We start from the raw sequence: 19,598 nt of genomic DNA on the forward strand, positions 1-19,598 counted from the left end.
AAAGGAGTAGTGGAGTAATCATGGAATTAATGAGATGGGCGATTGAACTAGGAGAATCGGTGCATGGAAATACGTATGAAGAATTGATGCCACTACTAGACTATTATTATGATCGTGATCATTTAAAAGCGTATTGTATCGCAAATCTTCTTTTAAACATGGATGTATTAGATGAGGACCGGGAAAGAATCGAATTAAGAAGATGCATCGCTGCTTATTATGCTGGATTATATAAAGTAGCAAGAAAACATGCAAATGAGTTGGTACTTAAACATCCAGATGTAGATTTATATAAAAATAATTTAAGATTAATGGAAGTTTATTTGAATAAAGAATATGATTATTGTCTTTTTATATGCCCAAAGACATACGGTAGTTTCATAGATGTTGCGCGAGCTTTAAAGTGGCGGTTGGAGCAGGAGGGAAATACAGTAATTATATCAGAAACAATACTGGAAAATGCAAAGAATACAGTTGTTTTTGGAGCACATACATACGCATATAACCCGAATCTTCTTCCGAAAGATGCAATTATTTATAATTTAGAACAGCTATACGAAGGAAGTCCATATGCGCATCCCCTTTATTTAATATTATTAAAAGATAGAGTGATTTGGGATTATAGTAAACAAAATATAGAATGGCTTCAACAAAAAGGGGTAGGAAAAGAAATAAAACATGTAGAAATGAACTATGCTCCAACTTTGGAAATAAAAAAAGATGCGTTTGAAGATGAGATTATTGAAGATATTGATATTCTGTTTATAGGTGCTCTTAATCCGAGGCGACAAGCTATTTTTGATCATCTAAAAGCGATTGCCCCGAATTTAAATATAGTTTTTAAAAATAATGCGTGGGGAATTGTTAGAAATGAATTGATTGCTAGAGCTAAAATTATATTAAATATTCATTTTTACTTATCAGGAATTCTTGAAACACCTCGCGTGTCTTATGCAGTTGCGAATAAGAAATTTATTATTTCCGAAAATAGTAATCCAGAAGATGAGGTAGAGTGGCCAGGAATTGTATTTACTCCGTACGAAAAAATAATTGAAAACGTAATGAAATATATAGAATTACCAGAAGAACGGAAAAGATTAGCGGAAAAAGCATATAATCATTTTGAAGCAAATGAAAGTTTAGGTACATTGAGCATGAGAGATGAATCAAAGTAATTGTACGAAACTCATACGAAAGTATGAGTTCTTTTTTGTTTATCATACTATTTTATGAAACAAGTTAACTCTTTATATTGTGTTTTGTATAGAAATTTCTGATAATATATAAGTAGAACTTGAAAACAAAGGGGAGAAATAATCATGAAACTAGTCGTTATTAACGGTACACCAAGAAAATTTGGTAGAACTCGCGTGGTGGCAAAATATATTGCGGATCAATTTGAAGGGGAATTATATGATTTAGCAATTGAGGAGTTACCTTTATACAATGGAGAAGAGTCGCAACGTGATTTAGAGGCAGTAAAAAAATTAAAAACGTTAGTGAAAGCTGCGGATGGGGTTGTATTATGTACACCAGAATATCATAATGCGATGAGCGGTGCGCTGAAAAACTCTTTAGATTACTTAAGTAGTAGTGAATTTATTCATAAACCAGTTGCGTTGTTAGCGGTTGCTGGTGGCGGTAAAGGTGGAATAAATGCATTAAACAGCATGCGAACGGTCGCTAGAGGTGTTTATGCAAATGCAATTCCAAAACAAGTTGTGCTTGATGGATTACATGTGCAAGATGGTGAACTTGGGGAAGATGCAAAACCATTAATTCATGATGTAGTTAAAGAATTGAAAGCATATATGAGCGTATATAAAGAGGTGAAAAAACAACTAGGAGTGGAATGATATGTCCTCACTTTATCATGATTCTCGCTTGTATTACATTCTAGGAGCCAATAGTCTATCTGCTATTGGTTCCGGGATTGTTATGATAACGATTCCTTGGCTGTTAATTAAAGAAAGTGGAGGAGAGACAACATTTGGTTATGTTTCTATCATTGCAACCCTCATTATGTTTTTATTAACACCATTCATTGGGCAAAGTATTGATCGTTTTTCAAGAAAATCTTTATTGCTATGTAACGAAGGAATCGGAATAGCCGTAATCGGAATAATGGTTATATGGGGATTTGCTGGGCAACCTTATCATTCTATTCACTATATTCTTATTTATATAGCCGGATCATTCTACTATTTATTATTTTATCCTACAATATTTGCGTTCAACCAAGAGATATTTCAAGCAGAACATTATAAAAGTTTAAGTGGAACGATGGAAATACAAGGACAGTTAACACAAGTTATTTCTGGAGCGGCCGCGAGCTTCTTAATTGAAATTGTATCTTTGAAGTGGATTTTGTTAGTAGACATGTTAACTTTTGCTGGAGCATTTTTTCTTTTCTTATGTATACCGTACGTAAAGAAAAAAGAAGTGAAAAGAAAAATAACATTTAAGAAGCAATTGTTTGAAGGAATTCACTTTATGAAAAAACGTCCTAAGCTCTTTTGGTTCTTACTGGCCACTTATATGCCGTTTATAGGTGTTATGATGGCAAATTATTTAATACCAGTTTATATTTCGGATATACTTAAAGCCAATGCCTCTGTATACGCAATAGAGGGGATGATGTACGGTGTCGGAGCGGTTGTTGCAGGAATCTGTATTCCACTCATAATGAAATATGTAAAAACAGAAGTTTCAATCGTTATGACGATGTTCATTTATGTAATTTCAATTACCGCAATGATTATTGAACCTTCCGTAATTTTCTTATATGGACTTGCAATTTTTCAAGCAGTTGGAAATGCGGGTACAAGAGTGGCGAGAAATGTATTGATGATGGAGGAAATTCCAAACGAAGTAATGGGACGTGTAGACAGCTTATTTCGCTTAATTGGTACTGGAATACGAATTGTATTATTAATGCTGTTTACAGCGGGTGTATCTAAAGCCGGAGTAATGCTTCCATTTTATGTATTAAGCTGCATATTGATCTTCTCATTAGGAATCGCTATTTATTATGTACTATCACAACGTAAAGTAGCGGCGAATGTTTCTAATAAATCAATCGTTTAAAAAACACTTCTGCCACCCTTTCTTTTTCTGTATAATAAAAAGAAAGGGAGTGCAAACTTATTTATGAACAAATGGATCTTTCTTATCATTTTATTATTACCGCCACTATATATCATTTATATGACGTTTAGAATGAACAAAGTTGCTCGTGAAAAGTTGAGCTATCACTCTCCGTACGTTCTTATACTGGGTGCAAAGTTATTTGGAGATAGACCGTCTTTATCTCTTCAAAATCGTTTGGATGTAGCGTTGGAGTATTTATTTTCCCATCCTGAAGCGAAAGTAATTGTTTCAGGTGGTCAAGGAGAAGATGAAGATATACCGGAAGCTCACAGCATGAGAAACTATTTAATGGTACACGGTATAGATGAGAGTCGTATTTTAATAGAAGATCAATCTACAAATACGTATGAAAACTTAAAGTTTAGTATGGATTTATATAATGTGAAACATGCGGTAGTTGTAAGTAATACGTATCATTTATATCGAACGAAAATAATTGCAAAGCGTTTAGGCATGAAGATGGAGGCACTAGCTGCTGAAACACCAATTCGTTCTAAGAGAAAAATGTATGTTCGCGAATATGCTGCTATAATGAAAACAATATTGTTCGACCGTTAGAGCTCAAATGTGAGCTCTTTTTTAATTTAAAAGCGTATCATTTGAAATGAATGCCATATTCCATCAAAATAAAGGAAACAACAGTAAAGGAGTTGTATTTGTGATTCAATTTAATCATGTGTCAAAATCGTATGAAGATGGCACGAAAGCAGTGGATTCATTGCATTTAGAAATTAAAAAGGGAGAATTTTTTGTTCTCATCGGTCCGAGTGGTTGCGGGAAAACAACGACAATGAAGATGATTAATCGTTTAATCGAAACGACTGAAGGATCGATTTTAATCGATGGAAAAGATATTCAACGATATAATATAAACGAATTACGTTGGGATATAGGATACGTGTTGCAACAGATTGCTTTGTTTCCTCATATGACAATTGCTGAAAATATTGCAGTTGTTCCTGAAATGAGGCAATGGAGCAAAAAAGAAATTAAAGCACGCGTCGATGACTTGTTACATATGGTTGGATTAGATCCGGATATTTATCGAAATCGTATGCCTGATGAATTGTCAGGAGGACAAAAACAACGTGTCGGTGTCGTGCGAGCATTAGCCGCAAACCCGAAAATCGTTCTTATGGATGAACCATTTAGTGCGTTAGATCCATTAAGTAGGGAACAGCTTCAGAAGGATATTGTACAGTTGCAAAAAAAGATTCAAAAAACAATCGTGTTCGTAACACATGATATGCAAGAAGCATTATCACTTGGAGATCGCATTTGTATTATGAAAGAAGGAAAAGTTGTTCAACTAGATACACCAGAAGGAATTATACATAATCCGAAAAATGAATTTGTAGAGGAATTCATTGGAAATCGTGGGCGAACTTGGTATGAGGGGAAAAGTGTAGCAGATGTATTGCCGCTTGATCAAAGTGTGCAATTAAAAGGGCAGGCGCTATCATTACATTCTTCTTTACAAGAAGCGTTAGTTCGTGTGCGTGATGAGGAGGTCGTTCCAGTTGAAAAAAACGGTCAATATATTGGAGCGTTAACAAGTCGTCACATTGTCAATTACATTGTTGAACAAATGAAGGAAAGAGGCTAAACAGTGACTAATTTTATACAAACGTTCCAAGAACGAAAAATAGAATTACTAACTGCATTAAGTGAGCATTTACAAATATCGCTTATTTCATTATTTTTTGCAGTAATTATAGCGGTGCCACTTGGCATCTTATTAACAAGAAAAGAACGAATGGCTGAATTTATAATAGGAACTTCTGCAGTAATGCAGACAGTGCCATCACTTGCATTACTCGGACTATTAATTCCATTAGTAGGAATCGGAAAACTTCCAGCGATTATCGCATTAGTTGTGTATGCACTATTACCTATTTTACGAAATACATATACAGGAATAAGGGAATTAGATGAATCTTTAATAGAAGCCGCGAAAGCTATGGGGATGAATAGTTGGAGAAGATTGTGGAAGGTAGAACTTCCTCTTGCATTGCCTATCATTATGGCTGGTATTCGTACAGCGATGGTATTAATTGTTGGAACGGCTACATTAGCAGCTCTCATTGGTGCAGGTGGGCTCGGTAAGCTTATACTATTAGGTATAGATCGAAATGATCATGCGCTTATCATTTTAGGGGCCGTACCAGCCGCGTTACTCGCTTTATTCTTTGATATAGTACTTCGCATACTTGAACGACCGAAACGCTCTTCTAAGCGTGTTATATTGACGATATGTATTGTTTGTATAATGATTGCTTCTCCATTTCTTTGGAGTACAGAAAAGAAAGATATTGTTATTGCGGGCAAACTTGGATCAGAACCTGAAATTTTAATTCAAATGTATAAGCAGCTTATTGAACAAGATACAGATTTACACGTACAATTAAAACCAGGTCTTGGGAAAACAGCATTTGTATTTGAAGCGTTGAAATCAGGAGAAGTAGATATATACCCAGAATTTTCAGGAACAGCTTTATCTACTTTCGTAAAAGAAGAACCAAAGAGTACAAATCGTGATGAAGTATATGAGCAGGCTCGCATTGGAATGGAAAAGAAATATAATATGATTATGTTGAAGCCAATGGAGTATAACAATACATATGCACTAGCTATGCCGAAAAAAATAGCAGATCAAAAGAATATAAATACAATTTCTGATTTAGGGAATGTTGCGCAGGAAGCCAAAGTAGGATTTACATTGGAATTTGCTGATCGTGAAGATGGTTATAAAGGAATGCAAAAATTATATAACTATAAGTTCTCGAATGTTAAAACGATGGAGCCGAAGCTGCGTTATAGCGCAATTGAATCTGGAGATGTTAACGTAATTGATGCATATTCAACAGATAGTGAATTGGAGCAATACGGACTGAAAGTGCTAAAAGATGATAAAGGGTTATTCCCACCTTATCAAGGAGCACCATTATTAAGAAAAGAAACGTTACAGAAATATCCTGAACTTGAAAAGGTATTAAATAAATTATCTGGAAAGATTACAGATGAAGAAATGCGAAAAATGAATTATGAAGTTAACGTAAATGGTAAAAGTAGTGAAGAAGTCGCAAAACAATTTTTACAAAAAGAGAAGTTACTTCGTTAAATTTACAAGAAATATACAAATTTATATGTTTGAAATGGCCGTTCATTACAAAATGAGCGGTTTTTTTGTGCATACTTATACATTTTTTCAAAAAAGTATTCCATTTTTGCTCATTTTCTTTTAGAATAAGTAATGTTTTCCTGAAAAAATATAAGAGAAACGTCTATTAGAGAAAAAGGTGACTTTAATAGTTGAACGAACATAACACCTAGAATGACAGATGGGGTGGTACAAATAGAAAAGAAGTTAGGATTTTTTCCATTAATCGCATTAGTAGTTGGAACAATGGTTGGTGGCGGTGTTTTTAGTTTACCGCATGATTTAGCAGTAGGAGCAAACAGTGGTGCAATAATAATTGGCTGGTGTATTACAGCGATGGGAATGATTCCACTTGCGCTCGTATATCAAACGTTAGCAAGACAAAAACCGGAACTTGAAGGTGGAATTTATAGTTATGCACGTGCTGGTTTCGGTGAATATATTGGATTTAATAGTGCTTGGGGATATTGGCTAGCAGGAATCTTAGGTAATGTCGCAACAATTATGTTACTGTTTAGTACATTAGGTTATTTCTTTCCAATTTTCAAAGGAGGAAATAATGTTGCGTCTATCGTTGGGGCATCACTTTTATTATGGACACTTCATTTTTTAATTTTATTTGGAATTCGTGAAGCTTCTATTATGAATGTGATCGCAACAATAGGGAAGTTAGTTCCAATCGTTTTATTTATTGTTGTAATGGTAACAGCCTTTCGCTGGGACACATTTACACATGATTTTTGGGGAGAAGGAACGATCTCACTTTCCGCTATACTTGGTCAAGTGAAAAATACAATGCTTGTAACACTTTGGGTTTTCATTGGAGTTGAAGGAGCAGTTGTATTATCTGGAAGAGCGAAGAATAGTCGAGATGTTGGAAAGGCAACAGTATTGGGACTTATTTTAGTAATGTCCATTTATATTTTAATTTCTGTCCTGTCAATGGGAGCTATGACAAGAGGCGAACTTTCTGTGTTAGAAACCCCTTCAATGGGGCATGTATTAGAGCACGTTGTTGGTCCATGGGGTGCAGTTGCGATTAACATCGGATTAGTTGCTTCACTTGTCGGTACATTAATTGGTTGGTTTTTACTTGTTTCTGAAATTTCTCATGTGGCAGGAAAAGATGGCGTATTTCCGAAAGTCTTTACGAAAACAAATAAAAAGCAAACACCGCACATGGCATTATGGATTTCAAATGGTGTTGCCCAAACTATATTTATCATCGTTTTGTTTTCGGAATCAACATATCAAATTATGTATTTCATTGCCTCAACATCAATTTTATTACCATATTTATTATCAGCGTTATTCCAATTTAAATTAGTCATTACAAACGAGCTAAAAGACGCTAAATTAAAAAACGGAGCGTTAGCTTTAATTGCTTCTATTTACTCTGTATGGCTTCTTTATGCAGCTGGTTTAAAGAATTTACTACTCGTTTCAATTGTGTATGGAATTGGAATTATTGTTTACACATTTGCAAGAAAAGAACAAGGGAACCGTTGCTTTATAGGTGCAGAGAAGTATGTGATGTGGGCAATTATTGTTGCGGCTATCACATCCATATATATGTTATTAACTGGAAATATAAAAATGTAAAAAGTCCTTTTCATTTAAAGGGCTTTTTTCTTTGTTTAGAGAATATTTACTACATAAGATATTCAGGAGGGATGAGAATGGAAGAAAAAGAACAGTTGTCTAGAATAATTGATTTAGCTAGTGAGTTAAGGAAAGTATTAGTGCAAGAATCTTTTTTTAATCATCATCCTGAACTAAGAGGAGTCATTGAAAATTTAGCAAGTTCTGTTGAAAATTTGGCGGAATTACAAATAAGTAAAGATGAAAACGCTGAAGATCGATTACGTTACGTACTTGCGAAAATGAAAATTGCTCATAATGCAATTTTACAGGAGAAAAAAGCATTTCCTTCTCATTAATATAAGTTTTTATTTTGAACCTGGCGGATAACGTCAGGTTTTTTATTTCTAGTTTTTCGTTTCTTTCATACACTAAGAATAGTATGAAAAAAGAAGGTGACTAAGGTGAAATTACATAAAGCTCTTCAGCCAAGTTTTATAAAACGAATGTACTATATGAGATTTTTAGGGAAATTTACAAAAGCTGAGAAAGAGAAGAGTGGAGAGAATTTCTTTGTACAATGCTTATCGCCAATACCATTCACTTTACAGGAACAATTTACAAATGAACCATATGTATTTGAAGGGTTATGTAGCAATAAAAAGAATGAAAAAATCTTTTCGGAATTAAAGAAGAGGAAATTAGAAAAGCAACTAGTAATGTTTCGTCTTTATTATGAAAGAGGAAATGTATACGTGGAGTTAATATGTACAGAAGAACCGAAAGAAATAGCAAGCAGCTATAAAATGATTCCGGCACCTAAAGTTACAAATAATAAAAAAAGAGAATCTTTAGAACGAAAACTTAGCAACGGTTATTTATCATTTCTTATGCCAAAATTTCCGAAAGACTTTGAGCCTCCCGAATTATTGTGGCACGATGGAAGACTTTACGGAAACATATCCCTAAAGTCATCAATTAGCTCAATCGCCTATTTTGAACAGAAACGTGAGTGTAAATATATAAACTGCAGTGACTGGACGAAGTATGTAGAAATAGCGGTAGAAGATCAATTATATTTTGTAAGTGATTATGTGTATGAGCAATTAAAAAAACGAATGCATGAAGAAGGTAAGCTAGTTGAAGTAGAGGATATAAAAGTACAAAAAGATGAATGGGAATGGGATGAGCGTGAATCGTCTTTTTTACAGTATGTACAAAGTATGGTGCATAATAAAGGGTTATATTTGGATGAAACGGATATTTATAATTTCCATATAAGTGTAAAAACAAATATGTTAACGATTCTTGGTGGTATACCGGGCGTTGGGAAATCACGGTTTGTGCAAACTTATGCAGAAGCATTAGGGTTACAGTATGGGGAAGAGTTGGTTTGGATTCCGATTTCGCCATCGTATCAAGAACCACATGATTTACTTGGTTACCTTCATCCAAATGGTACTTTTATTGAAAGTGAAACGAAGTTAGTTAGGACGTTAATGAAGGCGAAAGAAAATCCAAATCAACTGTATATAATCGTTTTTGATGAAATGAACATGTCTCATATTGAGCATTGGTTTACTCCGTTTCTATCTGTTCTTGAACTTGAAACAAAAAATCGTATTTTAAACTTGTATGAGGGTGTACAGGACATAGAGAATTCAATTCCATCAACAATTGAAATTGGAGAAAATATTATATTTGTAGGTACTGTGAATTTTGATGAAACAACAAAAGAGCTCTCTGATCGATTATTAGATCGAACGAACCTAATAACGTTACAGAAAATTCCGTTTTGTGAGATGGGCATGGAACAGGGGAAAGTCGTATTACATCCACCTTTGAAAGTAACAGCGGGAGAATTTCGGATAAATTGGATGAGAAATAAAGCGATGATTGAAGTGTTTTCTGAAGAAGAATTAGAGCTATTAGATAAGTTGCATGTCGTATTGTCATCACATGACGCGTCTAAGGGAATTTCTTTCCGATGTGCAAATGCAATTGCGACTTATTTGCAAAACATACCGTTCCAAAATAATCATACCTATATGATCAGTAGAGAAGAGGGGTTTGATTTACAAATAAAGCAGCGTGTATTGACGAAAATCAGAGGGACCGAAATGATGGTTGGGCCTTTACTTTCTGAAGAAGCAAAAAGGGGGGCGACCTTAGTACCTCTTTTGCAATCTGCACTTGCAAACAGAGTATCTACATTTGAACACTCTTTAGCATATATACGAGAAAAACGTAGAGAACTGGAGCTGTATGGATATGCAAAATGAAGGGCGTTACGAAACAAAAATCGTTGATACGAATGAAACGCTCCCTTTTGTATTAAAGTTAATCATTGGAAATGAGGGGAAAGGAGATTATATTTTATTAAATCGTCTTTGTACATCTACTACAGCATTAGTTCAATGTATTTATAAAGTACAAGAATTAAAACCAATAAGATTGCAGTACAATTATGAAATTCCAATGAATATTACTTTTATATGGAATAAAGTATATGAGGGACAGAAAAATATAAAAGAGGCTCAATATGAAATAAATGAAAAAAAACAAAGAGTATTAATATATGAACATGGGAAAACAGAATTCTTTTATCCATGGCGCTGTGGTTTATACCATTTTGAAGTGCGTATAGAAGATACAACGTATTATGGCGCATTTCAAATCGTACCGAAAAACTTTTTTGATGATCAATTTGAAATGATTCAAGACTATGTGAAGTCAATTTTAAATGAGTTGATTTTGGATAGAGGTTACTATAAAAAGACCTTCTCTGCACTTAGCGATATTGAGGATTCTTCTTATTTAGTGTTACTTAGAAAGTTACCCCAAAAAATGAAAATGATAAAGCAAATCTTTAAGAAAATAGAATCAAGCTCAAAATTTATAAATGAATATAAATGGGAAGGAAAAGAGCGAAGGCCAACAAGAAAAGGAACTATAGTAGCAGAACGAAAACCTTATGCCAAATATTATAATCGTAAGTTTATGGAACAAAAAAATAGTAAGGAAAATGCATTTCTTAAATATAAAGCGATGCAATTTTATCATTATTTAATTGAAGCAAAAAGTTTTTTACGTCAAACAATTGAAATCTTAGAAAGAGAAAAAAAGAAAAAATCAGAAGAGTTTCAAGCCGTAAAAACGATTATACAAACAATTGAGCGTAATGGATCGGTAACTGATAGAGAGAAGCAAAAATATAAAAATATACATTTACTAAAAGAAGCCGATTTACGAAAGAGCTCAATGAAAATACAAGAATATAAAATATTGGCGCATATTGTGCATGAAAATGTACAATACTTTCAAATGTTAATGCATTCTTCGTTTTGGAGGGAAGTTACTGAAACAAGTAACATGAACTTACATGATTTACCGATACCACATCAACAATTACTACATCATTTAGAAGTACTCCCGCAATATACGGATCAATCTCCATCGTTATTATTTGTTTATAAGCCAACGTTTTTAGTGTATGAATATTACGCTTTTTTTATCGTTATTTCAATTTTAGAGCAAATTGGTTTTGAAGCTAGAAACTCTATCCGTGAACAAATACAAGAACATTTTTATGTAGATGGATTACAAGATGGAACGACAGTAGTTTTAGAACGAGATGATATAAAGGTGCATGTTGCATTTAATGACTTAATTGAAACACATCCTCTTATTGCATTAAGTAAAGGTAGTAATTTTTACAATGGTGAGGATACGAAGAAGCCAGATATTCGCTTAGACTGTTATGTAAAAGAAGATGGGAAATACGTATATAAATCTTCTATTATTATTGAAGTGAAGTATAGTCCAATGTACAATATTTTTCAGCACGTCGGAAATACGAAAGCAACTGAGCAAATGTATAAGTACTGGTCTATAAAGTATGTAGAAGAACAGGATGGAAAGCGAGTCTATTATCGAAGGTCAATTTATGAAGTCATTTGTGTATATCCAGGAAGCCATATGCATAGTAAAAAAATTGAGTCTGGATGCGGTGTTTTCTTGCAGTTATATCCATATAAGACGAAACAAGGGGAAGAGAAATTAGCTGGAAAACATGGGATGATACAAATTTTTGAAAAATGGTTAAAAAGCATTAAGAAGTAAAAGAAATCCTTTTTCATAAAGGATTTCTTTAGATTAAGAAGAATTATATGCTGTATGGAAAGAAACATAATGTAATTTAGATTTGAAAAGTGTTACAAATGTGTTATTAAAAGGAATGTGAGCGCGGGATAAAAGTCGATTAAATTGGAATCTAATTCATTTTGCAGAATATAATAAGTCATAAATATTTTTAGTTGCATACGAAGATTTGTTCTTATATGATAGATAGTGAAAGCGTTATCAAAAACAGAGCGACGATGGGAAAGGCGGTTAAATATGTTCCAGCGTGTTCAAACAAAGGAAGAACATTTTGGGTTCGAGCAACTATGGGGAGATTTTTGTGAAGAAAGAAACTTAATGTTCGTAGAACGTAATTTAAATCCATCACGATTTTTATTAATAGAAGATGAACATCCTATTGGTACAGTAGAATGTATTAAGTATACGATACCTGAACAATCAAATTCTGAGTTTTTCTATCCGTTTTCTAAAAATGATTTAGTAAAAGATTTGAAGAATGTATATGAAATAGGCAAGTTAAGTATTTCGAAAACGTCTCGTGGGAGAGGACATTTCAAAAGGCTAACAGCTATTTTATTTATACATGCGTTAGAAACAAAAGCTGAATGGTACATTGCAGCAGTAACAAAAAGAATGTATATGTATTTACTTACACTTGGTTTTCCAATTGAGCCAATAGATAATCCATTTCAGTTTCATGATACTTTACAAGGTGTACCAGTAAGAATTCATGCTCGAAAAGGGGTTACGCATTTGTATTCTTTAAAAGAATTTCGTGATGTGATTCAAGGGAATGCTCATGCACAGGCATTAATTGCAGAATACAGTAAAAATATTATGTTAACGAAATAAAGCGAAGTGAATATGTATAATAAAGAGAATAATATTTGTATAGGATATAACTCTTCATTAAAAAAGACCCTTATTATTTTAATAAGGGTCTAAAAATTATAATCCAAATATACTAAAAATCATTTTGCGGCGCTTCGGTTTCTTTTCTCGTTCATATGTTGGTTTTGAATCAGGAGTAATATAAATGGGTTCTTCTTTCGTTAGGGCAGCTTCTAATTTTTGAATTCGCTCTAACATTTCCTCCATTTCACGACGGTGTTGTAAAAGTTGGTACGTGACGACATCATTTGCCTTATCTTGCATTTGTTCTTCCATTCGATCAAGTCTTCTCGTAATAGTGTTTAATTGATCAGCTAATTGCTCAAAATCATTGGGTAATATGTTTTGAACAATTGTATTAACTTGAGTTTTTAATTCCTCAACTTCATTTGAGGAAGCCTTTTGAGTAGATTGAGAATTTTGAGATTGCTCTATTTGAAATCGATGGTGTTCTAACATTTGATCGACATCCTCTTGTGTGAAAATAAAGTGGCCATATTTGTTTTTCTCTATCGTAAGATTTAATTGTTGTGCGATCCGGACAACAGCCTTTGGGCTAACACCTAATTTCTTTGCGATAAATGGTGTTTTATATTCCAAAATAATCCCTCCTATATATATCCTGTTGAATGATTTCGAGCTATGAAGTAAGTTCCCTTCTAGTGCGACAAAAGAAGTGTGGAATCGGCAAAGAAAGTGTTTTTTCACGAAATTGAGTTGAGAAGAATAGTTCGTTTAAATAAAAATGTTTTATCGTAACATTTAGAATAATTTGACGAGTGTAAATGAATTAGATTATCATAATGATAAATATCTTTTTTATGTATGCATATAATATATAAAAAGGTGGTTGCTAATGTAGAATTTTGTTAGAGTATTAGAATGCTTACTTCACTTGAATAAAATTAAGTAGGAGGTGGCTTCCTTGCTTACAAAGTAAGTAAGGAAAAGTATTTGGACATATATAGTATAAGTATAGTGATTGTTTTAATTGCTTTAACGGCATTTTTCGTTGCAGCAGAATTTGCAATTGTTAAAGTGAGAAGTTCACGAATTGACTATTTAATTGCAGAAGGAAATAATCGTGCAACATCGGTCAAAACAGTCATTACAAACTTAGACGAATATTTATCTGCTTGTCAGCTGGGAATTACTGTTACAGCTTTAGGAATTGGGTGGTTTGGTAAACCTGCGTTAAAGCAAATGTTTGATACGCTTTTTGCAAATTGGAATATCTCTACTCAACTAGCAGACATTTTTGCTGTAATTTTAGTGTTTTTGTTAATTACTTTTTTACATGTTGTAATAGGTGAATTGGCCCCAAAAACATTTGCAATTCAAAAATCTGAACAAGTGAGTTTACTTGTTTCTAAGCCGTTAATTTTCTTTTATCGTATTGCATTCCCATTCATTTGGCTATTAAATGGTTCAGCTCGAATCATTACGAAGCTGCTAGGGCTAAAACCGCCGAAGGGGCATGATGAGATTCATTCAGAAGAAGAATTACGGTTGTTAGTTTCAGAAAGTTATAAAAATGGTGAGATTAATCAATCTGAATATAAATATGTGAATAAAATTTTTGAATTCGATGATCGCATTGCAAAAGAAATAATGGTACCTCGAACTGAAATGAATATTATAAGTAAAGAGATGCCTGCTGAAGAAGCTTTGCAAAAAATGTCTCGTGAAAAATATACAAGGTATCCAGTTGTTGATGGCGACAAAGACCACGTAATAGGTTTTGTGAATTTTAAAGATATTTTTACTGAATTTGTACAACATAAAGCTGTTAATAAGAAGACAGTAGAGCAATATATGAGACCAATTATTTTAGTTATTGATTCTATTCCAATTCATGATTTGTTTTTAAAAATGCAAAAAGAAAGAACACATATTGCTATATTGATAGATGAATATGGTGGAACATCTGGACTTGTTACTGTTGAAGATATTCTGGAAGAAATTGTTGGAGATATTCAGGATGAGTTTGATACGGATGAGCAGCCAGAAATTCAACAAGTTAGTGAAACGAAGACGATACTAGAGGGAAAAGTACTTGTTAGTGAAGTGAATACGTTATTTGGTTTAGGGATTGATGATGATGGTGTTGATACAATCGGTGGTTGGATTTTAACGAAGAATATAGAGATTGCTGAAGAGGATTCCATTGAAATTGAAAATTATAAGTTTTGTGTGAAAGAATTAGATGGACATTATATAAAAAGATTAGAAGTTACAAAGATAGTAGAATCGATTGTTATTTTAGAAGATGAAAAACAAATTTCGTTACAAGAGCAAATTAGCTCGTAAACTCTGCTATATAGCAGAGTTTTTTTGAGCATAATGTTTTTTGAGGGATAAGGGCTATGATACAATGACATAAGTCAAACCTTTCACTAGGTGAAGTATTGTTGTATACATATATTTGGAAGGAGAAGAAGTATGAAAAAGCATTTATATATAAATGGAGATTGGAAATCTGTAAACACGTATAAACCATTATATGCACCATATTCTGAAGAAACATTAGCGGAAATTGCACAAGGCACGGAAGAAGATGTAAAAGAGGCTGTTACCGCTGCAAAAAATGCAATGACAAAAATGAATACATTATCTGCATATGATCGTGCGACTATTTTAGAGAAAGTTGCACAAAAAATGGATGAAAGAAGAGAAGAATTTGCAGAGATTATTGCAAAAGAAGCTGCAAAACCAATACGTGCTGCAAGGGGAGAAGTAGATCGTACTGTTCAAACATACAAATTTGCAGCTGAAGAAGCGAAGCGTATATATGGTGAGACATTGCCATTAGACGCCGCACCTGGTGCGGATGGGCGTATCGCATATACAATCCGAAAGCCGATTGGGGTTATAGGGGCTATTACACCATTTAATTTCCCATTAAATTTAGTAGCGCATAAAGTTGGACCAGCAATTGCTGCCGGAAATACAGTTGTATTAAAGCCAGCTGATCAAACGCCATTATCATCTTATGCATTAGTTGAGTTATTTGAAGAGGCAGGATTGCCAAATGGAGCTTTAAATATCATTTCTGGCCCTGGCTCCACGGTTGGTGAGGCAATCGTCAAAAATGATTACGTTGCTTCTATTACTTTTACCGGAAGTCCAAAAGTTGGAATCGGAATAAAACAAAAGGCTGGGCTAAAACGAGTTACGTTAGAACTAGGATCAAATGCTGCTGTTATTATTGATGAAGATGTAGAGTTAACAGATGAAATAATTGAACGTGTAAAATGGGGAGCATTTGTTAATAATGGACAAGTTTGTATTTCCGTACAACGTGTTTTTGTACATGAAACGAAAATACATGAATTTCTTTCGAAGCTAAAGAAAGCGATGGAATCAGTTGTTGTTGGTGATCCACTGCTTGAGGAAACGGATGTATCAGCTTTAATTTCAAAAAAAGATGTAGAGCGAATTGATATGTGGGTTCAAGAAGCAATTAAGGAAGGAGCAACTGTTTTATGCGGTGGTAAGAAGCGGGATGCAAGAATTTTTGAACCGACTGTATTAACAAATGTTCCAGATTATGTATCTGTGCAGTGCCAAGAAGTATTCGGTCCACTCATGACAGTAAATACATTTAAAGAATTTGATGAAGCGATTGAACAAGTAAATAATTCGCGTTACGGCTTACAGGCAGGTGTATTCACAAATAATTTATTTAAAGCAATGCGTGCAATTGATGAGCTAGAGGTTGGTGGTGTCATGATTAATGATATCCCAACGTTCAGAGTAGATCATATGCCTTATGGTGGTGTGAAAGAAAGTGGTACGGGGCGTGAAGGAATTAAATATGCAATAGAAGAAATGACAGAAATGAAATTAGTATGTATTAAAAAATAAAATAGAAAAACTTAAAACTTGCACTAAAAAACGAGTAGGAAATGTTTACGATTCCATACTCGTTTTTTACGCTTCTAGTAACTATTTAATTAAGTGTAACTTTTACTTCATTTCTTGTTTGAAAATAGTATCTTCTACATAAATTTGTTCTTTATCTACAGCAGTAGCATGAGTTAATACTAAACCGATTGGTGTTTTTGTATCTTTATTTTGAACAATTGTAAAAGGAACATTTTTTTCGTTTGCTAATTTAATGTATTTTGATAAATGTGGGTAAGCAATGCCACCATTTAGGAGGAGTTGTAATGATTGAGAAGGGCGCATGCTACCCGCCACTTCAGAGTATACATTACTTTGCATTACTTGACCGATCGTTAAAGCGATTTCCACACGCTCACGTAATGTAGTTAAATACATATTACGTTCTTCTGGTTTGTTTTGCTTTTGGCCGTAAATGCCTTCTTGGAGATAATCTTCCACATTTTTATTTACCATATTTTTCACACCTTTCATTTTCTATTGTACGCAAGAATTAAAAATGATGCAAAAAAAGTCGTTTTGACTACGGAAATAATGAAAATATGTGAAGGAAAAAGGGGATTTGCATACAATTAGTTAAATAAGAAAGAAAAAATAATTTTATCAACAGAAATTAACAAAATGTGACAAAAATCTATTAACGAATCGTATTTTTTGTGTTAATATTCAAAATATAAAGGGTATTCGTCGTATGGAAATGGAGGGAATGGAGGTTTTTCCAATCGATAAGGATATTAAAGAAATATTTTGTTCACACTTGAAAAACAATAGGCACCAATTCGTAGAGAACTGGAAAAACAAAATGATAATTTCCGAAAAAGATCCATTTAAACTAGAAGTAGTTCAAAATGGAGAGGATTTACTAGAGTTAATTATCGAACTTACTATGGAAGATAAAGATATAAATTATCTTCAACCGTTATGTGAGAAAATTGCTATTGAACGTGCTGGAGCAGATGCGAATATTGGAGATTTTGTTTATAACGCAAACGTGGGAAGAAATGAACTTTTCGAAGCGATGTGTGAATTAGATGTTAGCGCTCGTGAATTGAAACCAATTATGGCAAAAATACATACTTGTTTTGACAAATTAATTTATTATACCGTTTTAAAATATTCGGAAATTATATCGAAGAATTTAGAGGAAAAACAGCAATATATTAACGAAACACATAAAGAAAGACTGACGATTTTAGGACAAATGTCAGCTAGTTTTGTACATGAATTTCGTAATCCGCTTACTTCCATTATGGGGTTTGTCAAATTATTAAAGGCAGATCATCCGAGTTTATCGTATTTAGATATTATTTCGCATGAATTAGATCAATTAAATTTTCGTATTTCGCAATTTTTACTCGTATCAAAAAAAGAAATGTGGAATGAATCGGAACGGTTTTGGCTTAATGACTTGTTTCAAGACATTATACAATTCTTATATCCGAGTTTGGTCAATGCGAATGTTTTGATTGAAAAGAATTTACCGTATCCAATTCCGCTTGTTGGTTATCGGAGTGAAGTGAGACAAGTATTTTTAAACATATTAATGAATTCAATTGATGCTCTTGAATCAATGAAAGAAGAACGAAAAATTATCATTGATGTATTTGAAGAAGATCAAGCTATTCGAATTGTGATAAAAAATAATGGACCAATGATTCCAGCTGAAAATGTAGAAACGATTTTTGAACCATTTGTAACTACTAAAAAGTTAGGAACTGGTATTGGATTATTTGTATGTAAACAAATTGTGGAAAAACATAATGGATCCATTATGTGTCGATCAGATAACGATTGGACAGAATTTCAAATTGCATTTCAAAAATAAACAGTCTACACCAAATGAATGGTGTAGACTGTTTTAATTTGTTAGTATAACGGCTTCTAATTTAGGATCTTTAGTTGAATAACCTACTATTGAAATTGTATAAATAACATTTGGTTCAACATTGAATTTCGGTATAGTCAATAAAACGTTTTTATTATCTGCGAGTGAAATTTCAATATCTGCTGTACCAGGGCTAACTTGCAAAAAATCGGTTATTTGTTTAAAGAGTACATTTTCAAATAAATGATCTCCATCTTTTAAATCTACATTTACAACAGGGGTATCTGGAGAGAAATGTGCAAAGCGTATTTTTGCTTGACCAGCTGGTAAATGTGTATTATCAAGTATAGGTTGTAATTGTAGGTGATTATCACTATTTATTGCAGCAAGAGTATAAGTATGATTTCCCATTATTGGTACCAACGCTGAAAAGATTGGAGTTTCATTTCCGACAGGAACAATATCTATACGGTATTTACCTTGCACTAATGATAAATAAGGGCTGAATTGCTTAAATGAAATATTTTTAATAACCTTTTGTCCGTTTACTAAAATGTCAACCGCTGGTATATTTGGATCGGCATGAAAAATTCTTATATGTGATGGTAAAGCAGCTTCTTGTGAGTCTCTTGTTTCATACGCCTGTACAAGTTTTGATAGTGCATCGTAATATTTCATATATAATTCTATATATTTTTTAGGGTTACGAAACTGATAGTAACGTGCGAGCTGTTCGTATTGCGTAACTTCTTGTCCATATTTTTCGATTTCAGATTGAGACATGAACATTCCTCCTTTGTCATCATTAAAACTATATGCGAAGCAAGAAAGCGGTTATGCAAAAAAAATGATTTTATAAAGGGAAAATTAAAAAGTGACAACAAATATGTTTTCATAAAGAGGTGCTGGTGCTTACGAGAATTTCACAGAGTAAAGCAGTAC

At 33.3% G+C, this 19,598-nt stretch carries 17 protein-coding genes; 14 read left to right on the top strand and 3 right to left on the bottom strand.

Going from position 1 to position 19,598, the window contains the following annotated elements; all coding sequences use genetic code 11:
- Positions 1-20: 20 nt before the first annotated feature.
- From ACS2CR_RS05070 to ACS2CR_RS05120, 11 genes are all read left to right on the top strand, one after another.
- On the top strand, positions 21-1,175 hold the full coding sequence (locus ACS2CR_RS05070) for a hypothetical protein (RefSeq protein WP_000422324.1): 1,155 nt from the start codon (positions 21-23) through the stop codon (positions 1,173-1,175).
- A 144-nt stretch (positions 1,176-1,319) separates the two neighbouring features.
- Positions 1,320-1,856 carry an NADPH-dependent FMN reductase gene (locus ACS2CR_RS05075; protein WP_000780355.1) on the top strand — a complete coding sequence of 179 codons (537 nt, stop codon included), beginning with the start codon at positions 1,320-1,322 and terminating at the stop codon, positions 1,854-1,856.
- Position 1,857: 1 nt separating this feature from the next.
- Positions 1,858-3,087 carry an MFS transporter gene (locus ACS2CR_RS05080; protein ID WP_000097161.1) on the top strand — a complete coding sequence of 410 codons (1,230 nt, stop codon included), beginning with the start codon at positions 1,858-1,860 and terminating at the stop codon, positions 3,085-3,087.
- A gap of 63 nt (positions 3,088-3,150) precedes the next feature.
- Entirely contained in the window at positions 3,151-3,708 is a 558-nt protein-coding gene (locus tag ACS2CR_RS05085) for a YdcF family protein (protein ID WP_001045713.1), read from the top strand.
- Between the two features lie 100 nt (positions 3,709-3,808).
- Positions 3,809-4,756, top strand: a complete 948-nt coding sequence (locus ACS2CR_RS05090; protein ID WP_053512294.1) for an ABC transporter ATP-binding protein — start codon at positions 3,809-3,811, stop codon at positions 4,754-4,756.
- 3 nt (positions 4,757-4,759) lie between these two features.
- Complete coding sequence (locus ACS2CR_RS05095; protein WP_000181014.1) at positions 4,760-6,271, top strand: ABC transporter permease/substrate-binding protein; 1,512 nt, start codon at positions 4,760-4,762, stop codon at positions 6,269-6,271.
- 213 nt (positions 6,272-6,484) lie between these two features.
- Positions 6,485-7,912, top strand: coding sequence for a basic amino acid/polyamine antiporter (locus ACS2CR_RS05100; protein ID WP_053512292.1), 1,428 nt, complete (start codon positions 6,485-6,487; stop codon positions 7,910-7,912).
- Positions 7,913-7,989: 77 nt separating this feature from the next.
- Complete coding sequence (locus ACS2CR_RS05105; protein WP_000391445.1) at positions 7,990-8,250, top strand: hypothetical protein; 261 nt, start codon at positions 7,990-7,992, stop codon at positions 8,248-8,250.
- A gap of 105 nt (positions 8,251-8,355) precedes the next feature.
- Positions 8,356-10,173 (top strand): AAA family ATPase, encoded by a 1,818-nt coding sequence (locus tag ACS2CR_RS05110; RefSeq protein ID WP_053512291.1) that lies wholly within the window; start codon positions 8,356-8,358, stop codon positions 10,171-10,173.
- The gene (locus ACS2CR_RS05115; RefSeq protein WP_001178736.1) at positions 10,163-12,013 is read left to right on the top strand and encodes a hypothetical protein; all 1,851 of its coding nucleotides are present in this window, start codon (positions 10,163-10,165) and stop codon (positions 12,011-12,013) included. The genes ACS2CR_RS05110 and ACS2CR_RS05115 overlap by 11 nt, the downstream gene beginning before the upstream one ends.
- Before the next feature lie 276 nt (positions 12,014-12,289).
- Entirely contained in the window at positions 12,290-12,886 is a 597-nt protein-coding gene (locus ACS2CR_RS05120) for a hypothetical protein (protein WP_000487794.1), read from the top strand.
- A gap of 96 nt (positions 12,887-12,982) precedes the next feature.
- On the opposite strand, the gene racA is transcribed toward ACS2CR_RS05120, so the two are convergent.
- The gene (racA, locus tag ACS2CR_RS05125) at positions 12,983-13,525 is read right to left on the bottom strand and encodes a chromosome-anchoring protein RacA (RefSeq protein ID WP_000456021.1); all 543 of its coding nucleotides are present in this window, start codon (positions 13,523-13,525) and stop codon (positions 12,983-12,985) included.
- Between the two features lie 354 nt (positions 13,526-13,879).
- Here racA and ACS2CR_RS05130 point away from each other — a divergent pair, with 354 nt between their 5' ends.
- Both ACS2CR_RS05130 and ACS2CR_RS05135 read left to right on the top strand, forming a co-directional pair.
- Complete coding sequence (locus tag ACS2CR_RS05130) at positions 13,880-15,235, top strand: hemolysin family protein (RefSeq protein ID WP_016109911.1); 1,356 nt, start codon at positions 13,880-13,882, stop codon at positions 15,233-15,235.
- 132 nt (positions 15,236-15,367) lie between these two features.
- Positions 15,368-16,792, top strand: a complete 1,425-nt coding sequence (locus ACS2CR_RS05135) for an aldehyde dehydrogenase family protein (protein ID WP_016109912.1) — start codon at positions 15,368-15,370, stop codon at positions 16,790-16,792.
- 102 nt (positions 16,793-16,894) lie between these two features.
- Here the strand turns inward: ACS2CR_RS05135 and ACS2CR_RS05140 are convergent, their stop codons facing one another.
- A complete protein-coding gene (locus ACS2CR_RS05140; RefSeq protein ID WP_000247557.1) occupies positions 16,895-17,287 on the bottom strand; it encodes a YueI family protein in 393 nt (130 codons plus the stop codon).
- 235 nt (positions 17,288-17,522) lie between these two features.
- Here ACS2CR_RS05140 and ACS2CR_RS05145 point away from each other — a divergent pair, with 235 nt between their 5' ends.
- Entirely contained in the window at positions 17,523-18,656 is a 1,134-nt protein-coding gene (locus tag ACS2CR_RS05145) for a BA2291 family sporulation histidine kinase (protein WP_000425086.1), read from the top strand.
- Positions 18,657-18,689: 33 nt separating this feature from the next.
- On the opposite strand, the gene ACS2CR_RS05150 is transcribed toward ACS2CR_RS05145, so the two are convergent.
- Entirely contained in the window at positions 18,690-19,439 is a 750-nt protein-coding gene (locus tag ACS2CR_RS05150; RefSeq protein WP_000083284.1) for a DUF4397 domain-containing protein, read from the bottom strand.
- Positions 19,440-19,598 lie beyond the last annotated feature (159 nt).

The organism is Bacillus cereus group sp. BceL291 (assembly GCF_051776705.1).
Classification (GTDB): Bacteria; Bacillota; Bacilli; order Bacillales; family Bacillaceae_G; genus Bacillus_A; species Bacillus_A cereus.

Excerpts from the sequence above, each read along its gene's own strand:
- ACS2CR_RS05140 (WP_000247557.1), bottom strand. The coding sequence starts at position 17,287 with ATGGTAAATAAAAATGTGGAAGATTATCTCCAAGAAGGCATTTACGGC.
- ACS2CR_RS05075 (WP_000780355.1), top strand. The coding sequence starts at position 1,320 with ATGAAACTAGTCGTTATTAACGGTACACCAAGAAAATTTGGTAGAACT.
- ACS2CR_RS05115 (WP_001178736.1), top strand. The coding sequence starts at position 10,163 with ATGCAAAATGAAGGGCGTTACGAAACAAAAATCGTTGATACGAATGAA.
- ACS2CR_RS05080 (WP_000097161.1), top strand. The coding sequence starts at position 1,858 with ATGTCCTCACTTTATCATGATTCTCGCTTGTATTACATTCTAGGAGCC.
- ACS2CR_RS05105 (WP_000391445.1), top strand. The coding sequence starts at position 7,990 with ATGGAAGAAAAAGAACAGTTGTCTAGAATAATTGATTTAGCTAGTGAG.
- ACS2CR_RS05070 (WP_000422324.1), top strand. The coding sequence starts at position 21 with ATGGAATTAATGAGATGGGCGATTGAACTAGGAGAATCGGTGCATGGA.
- ACS2CR_RS05135 (WP_016109912.1), top strand. The coding sequence starts at position 15,368 with ATGAAAAAGCATTTATATATAAATGGAGATTGGAAATCTGTAAACACG.
- ACS2CR_RS05145 (WP_000425086.1), top strand. The coding sequence starts at position 17,523 with ATGGAAATGGAGGGAATGGAGGTTTTTCCAATCGATAAGGATATTAAA.
- ACS2CR_RS05150 (WP_000083284.1), bottom strand. The coding sequence starts at position 19,439 with ATGTCTCAATCTGAAATCGAAAAATATGGACAAGAAGTTACGCAATAC.
- ACS2CR_RS05120 (WP_000487794.1), top strand. The coding sequence starts at position 12,290 with ATGTTCCAGCGTGTTCAAACAAAGGAAGAACATTTTGGGTTCGAGCAA.
- ACS2CR_RS05100 (WP_053512292.1), top strand. The coding sequence starts at position 6,485 with ATGACAGATGGGGTGGTACAAATAGAAAAGAAGTTAGGATTTTTTCCA.
- ACS2CR_RS05085 (WP_001045713.1), top strand. The coding sequence starts at position 3,151 with ATGAACAAATGGATCTTTCTTATCATTTTATTATTACCGCCACTATAT.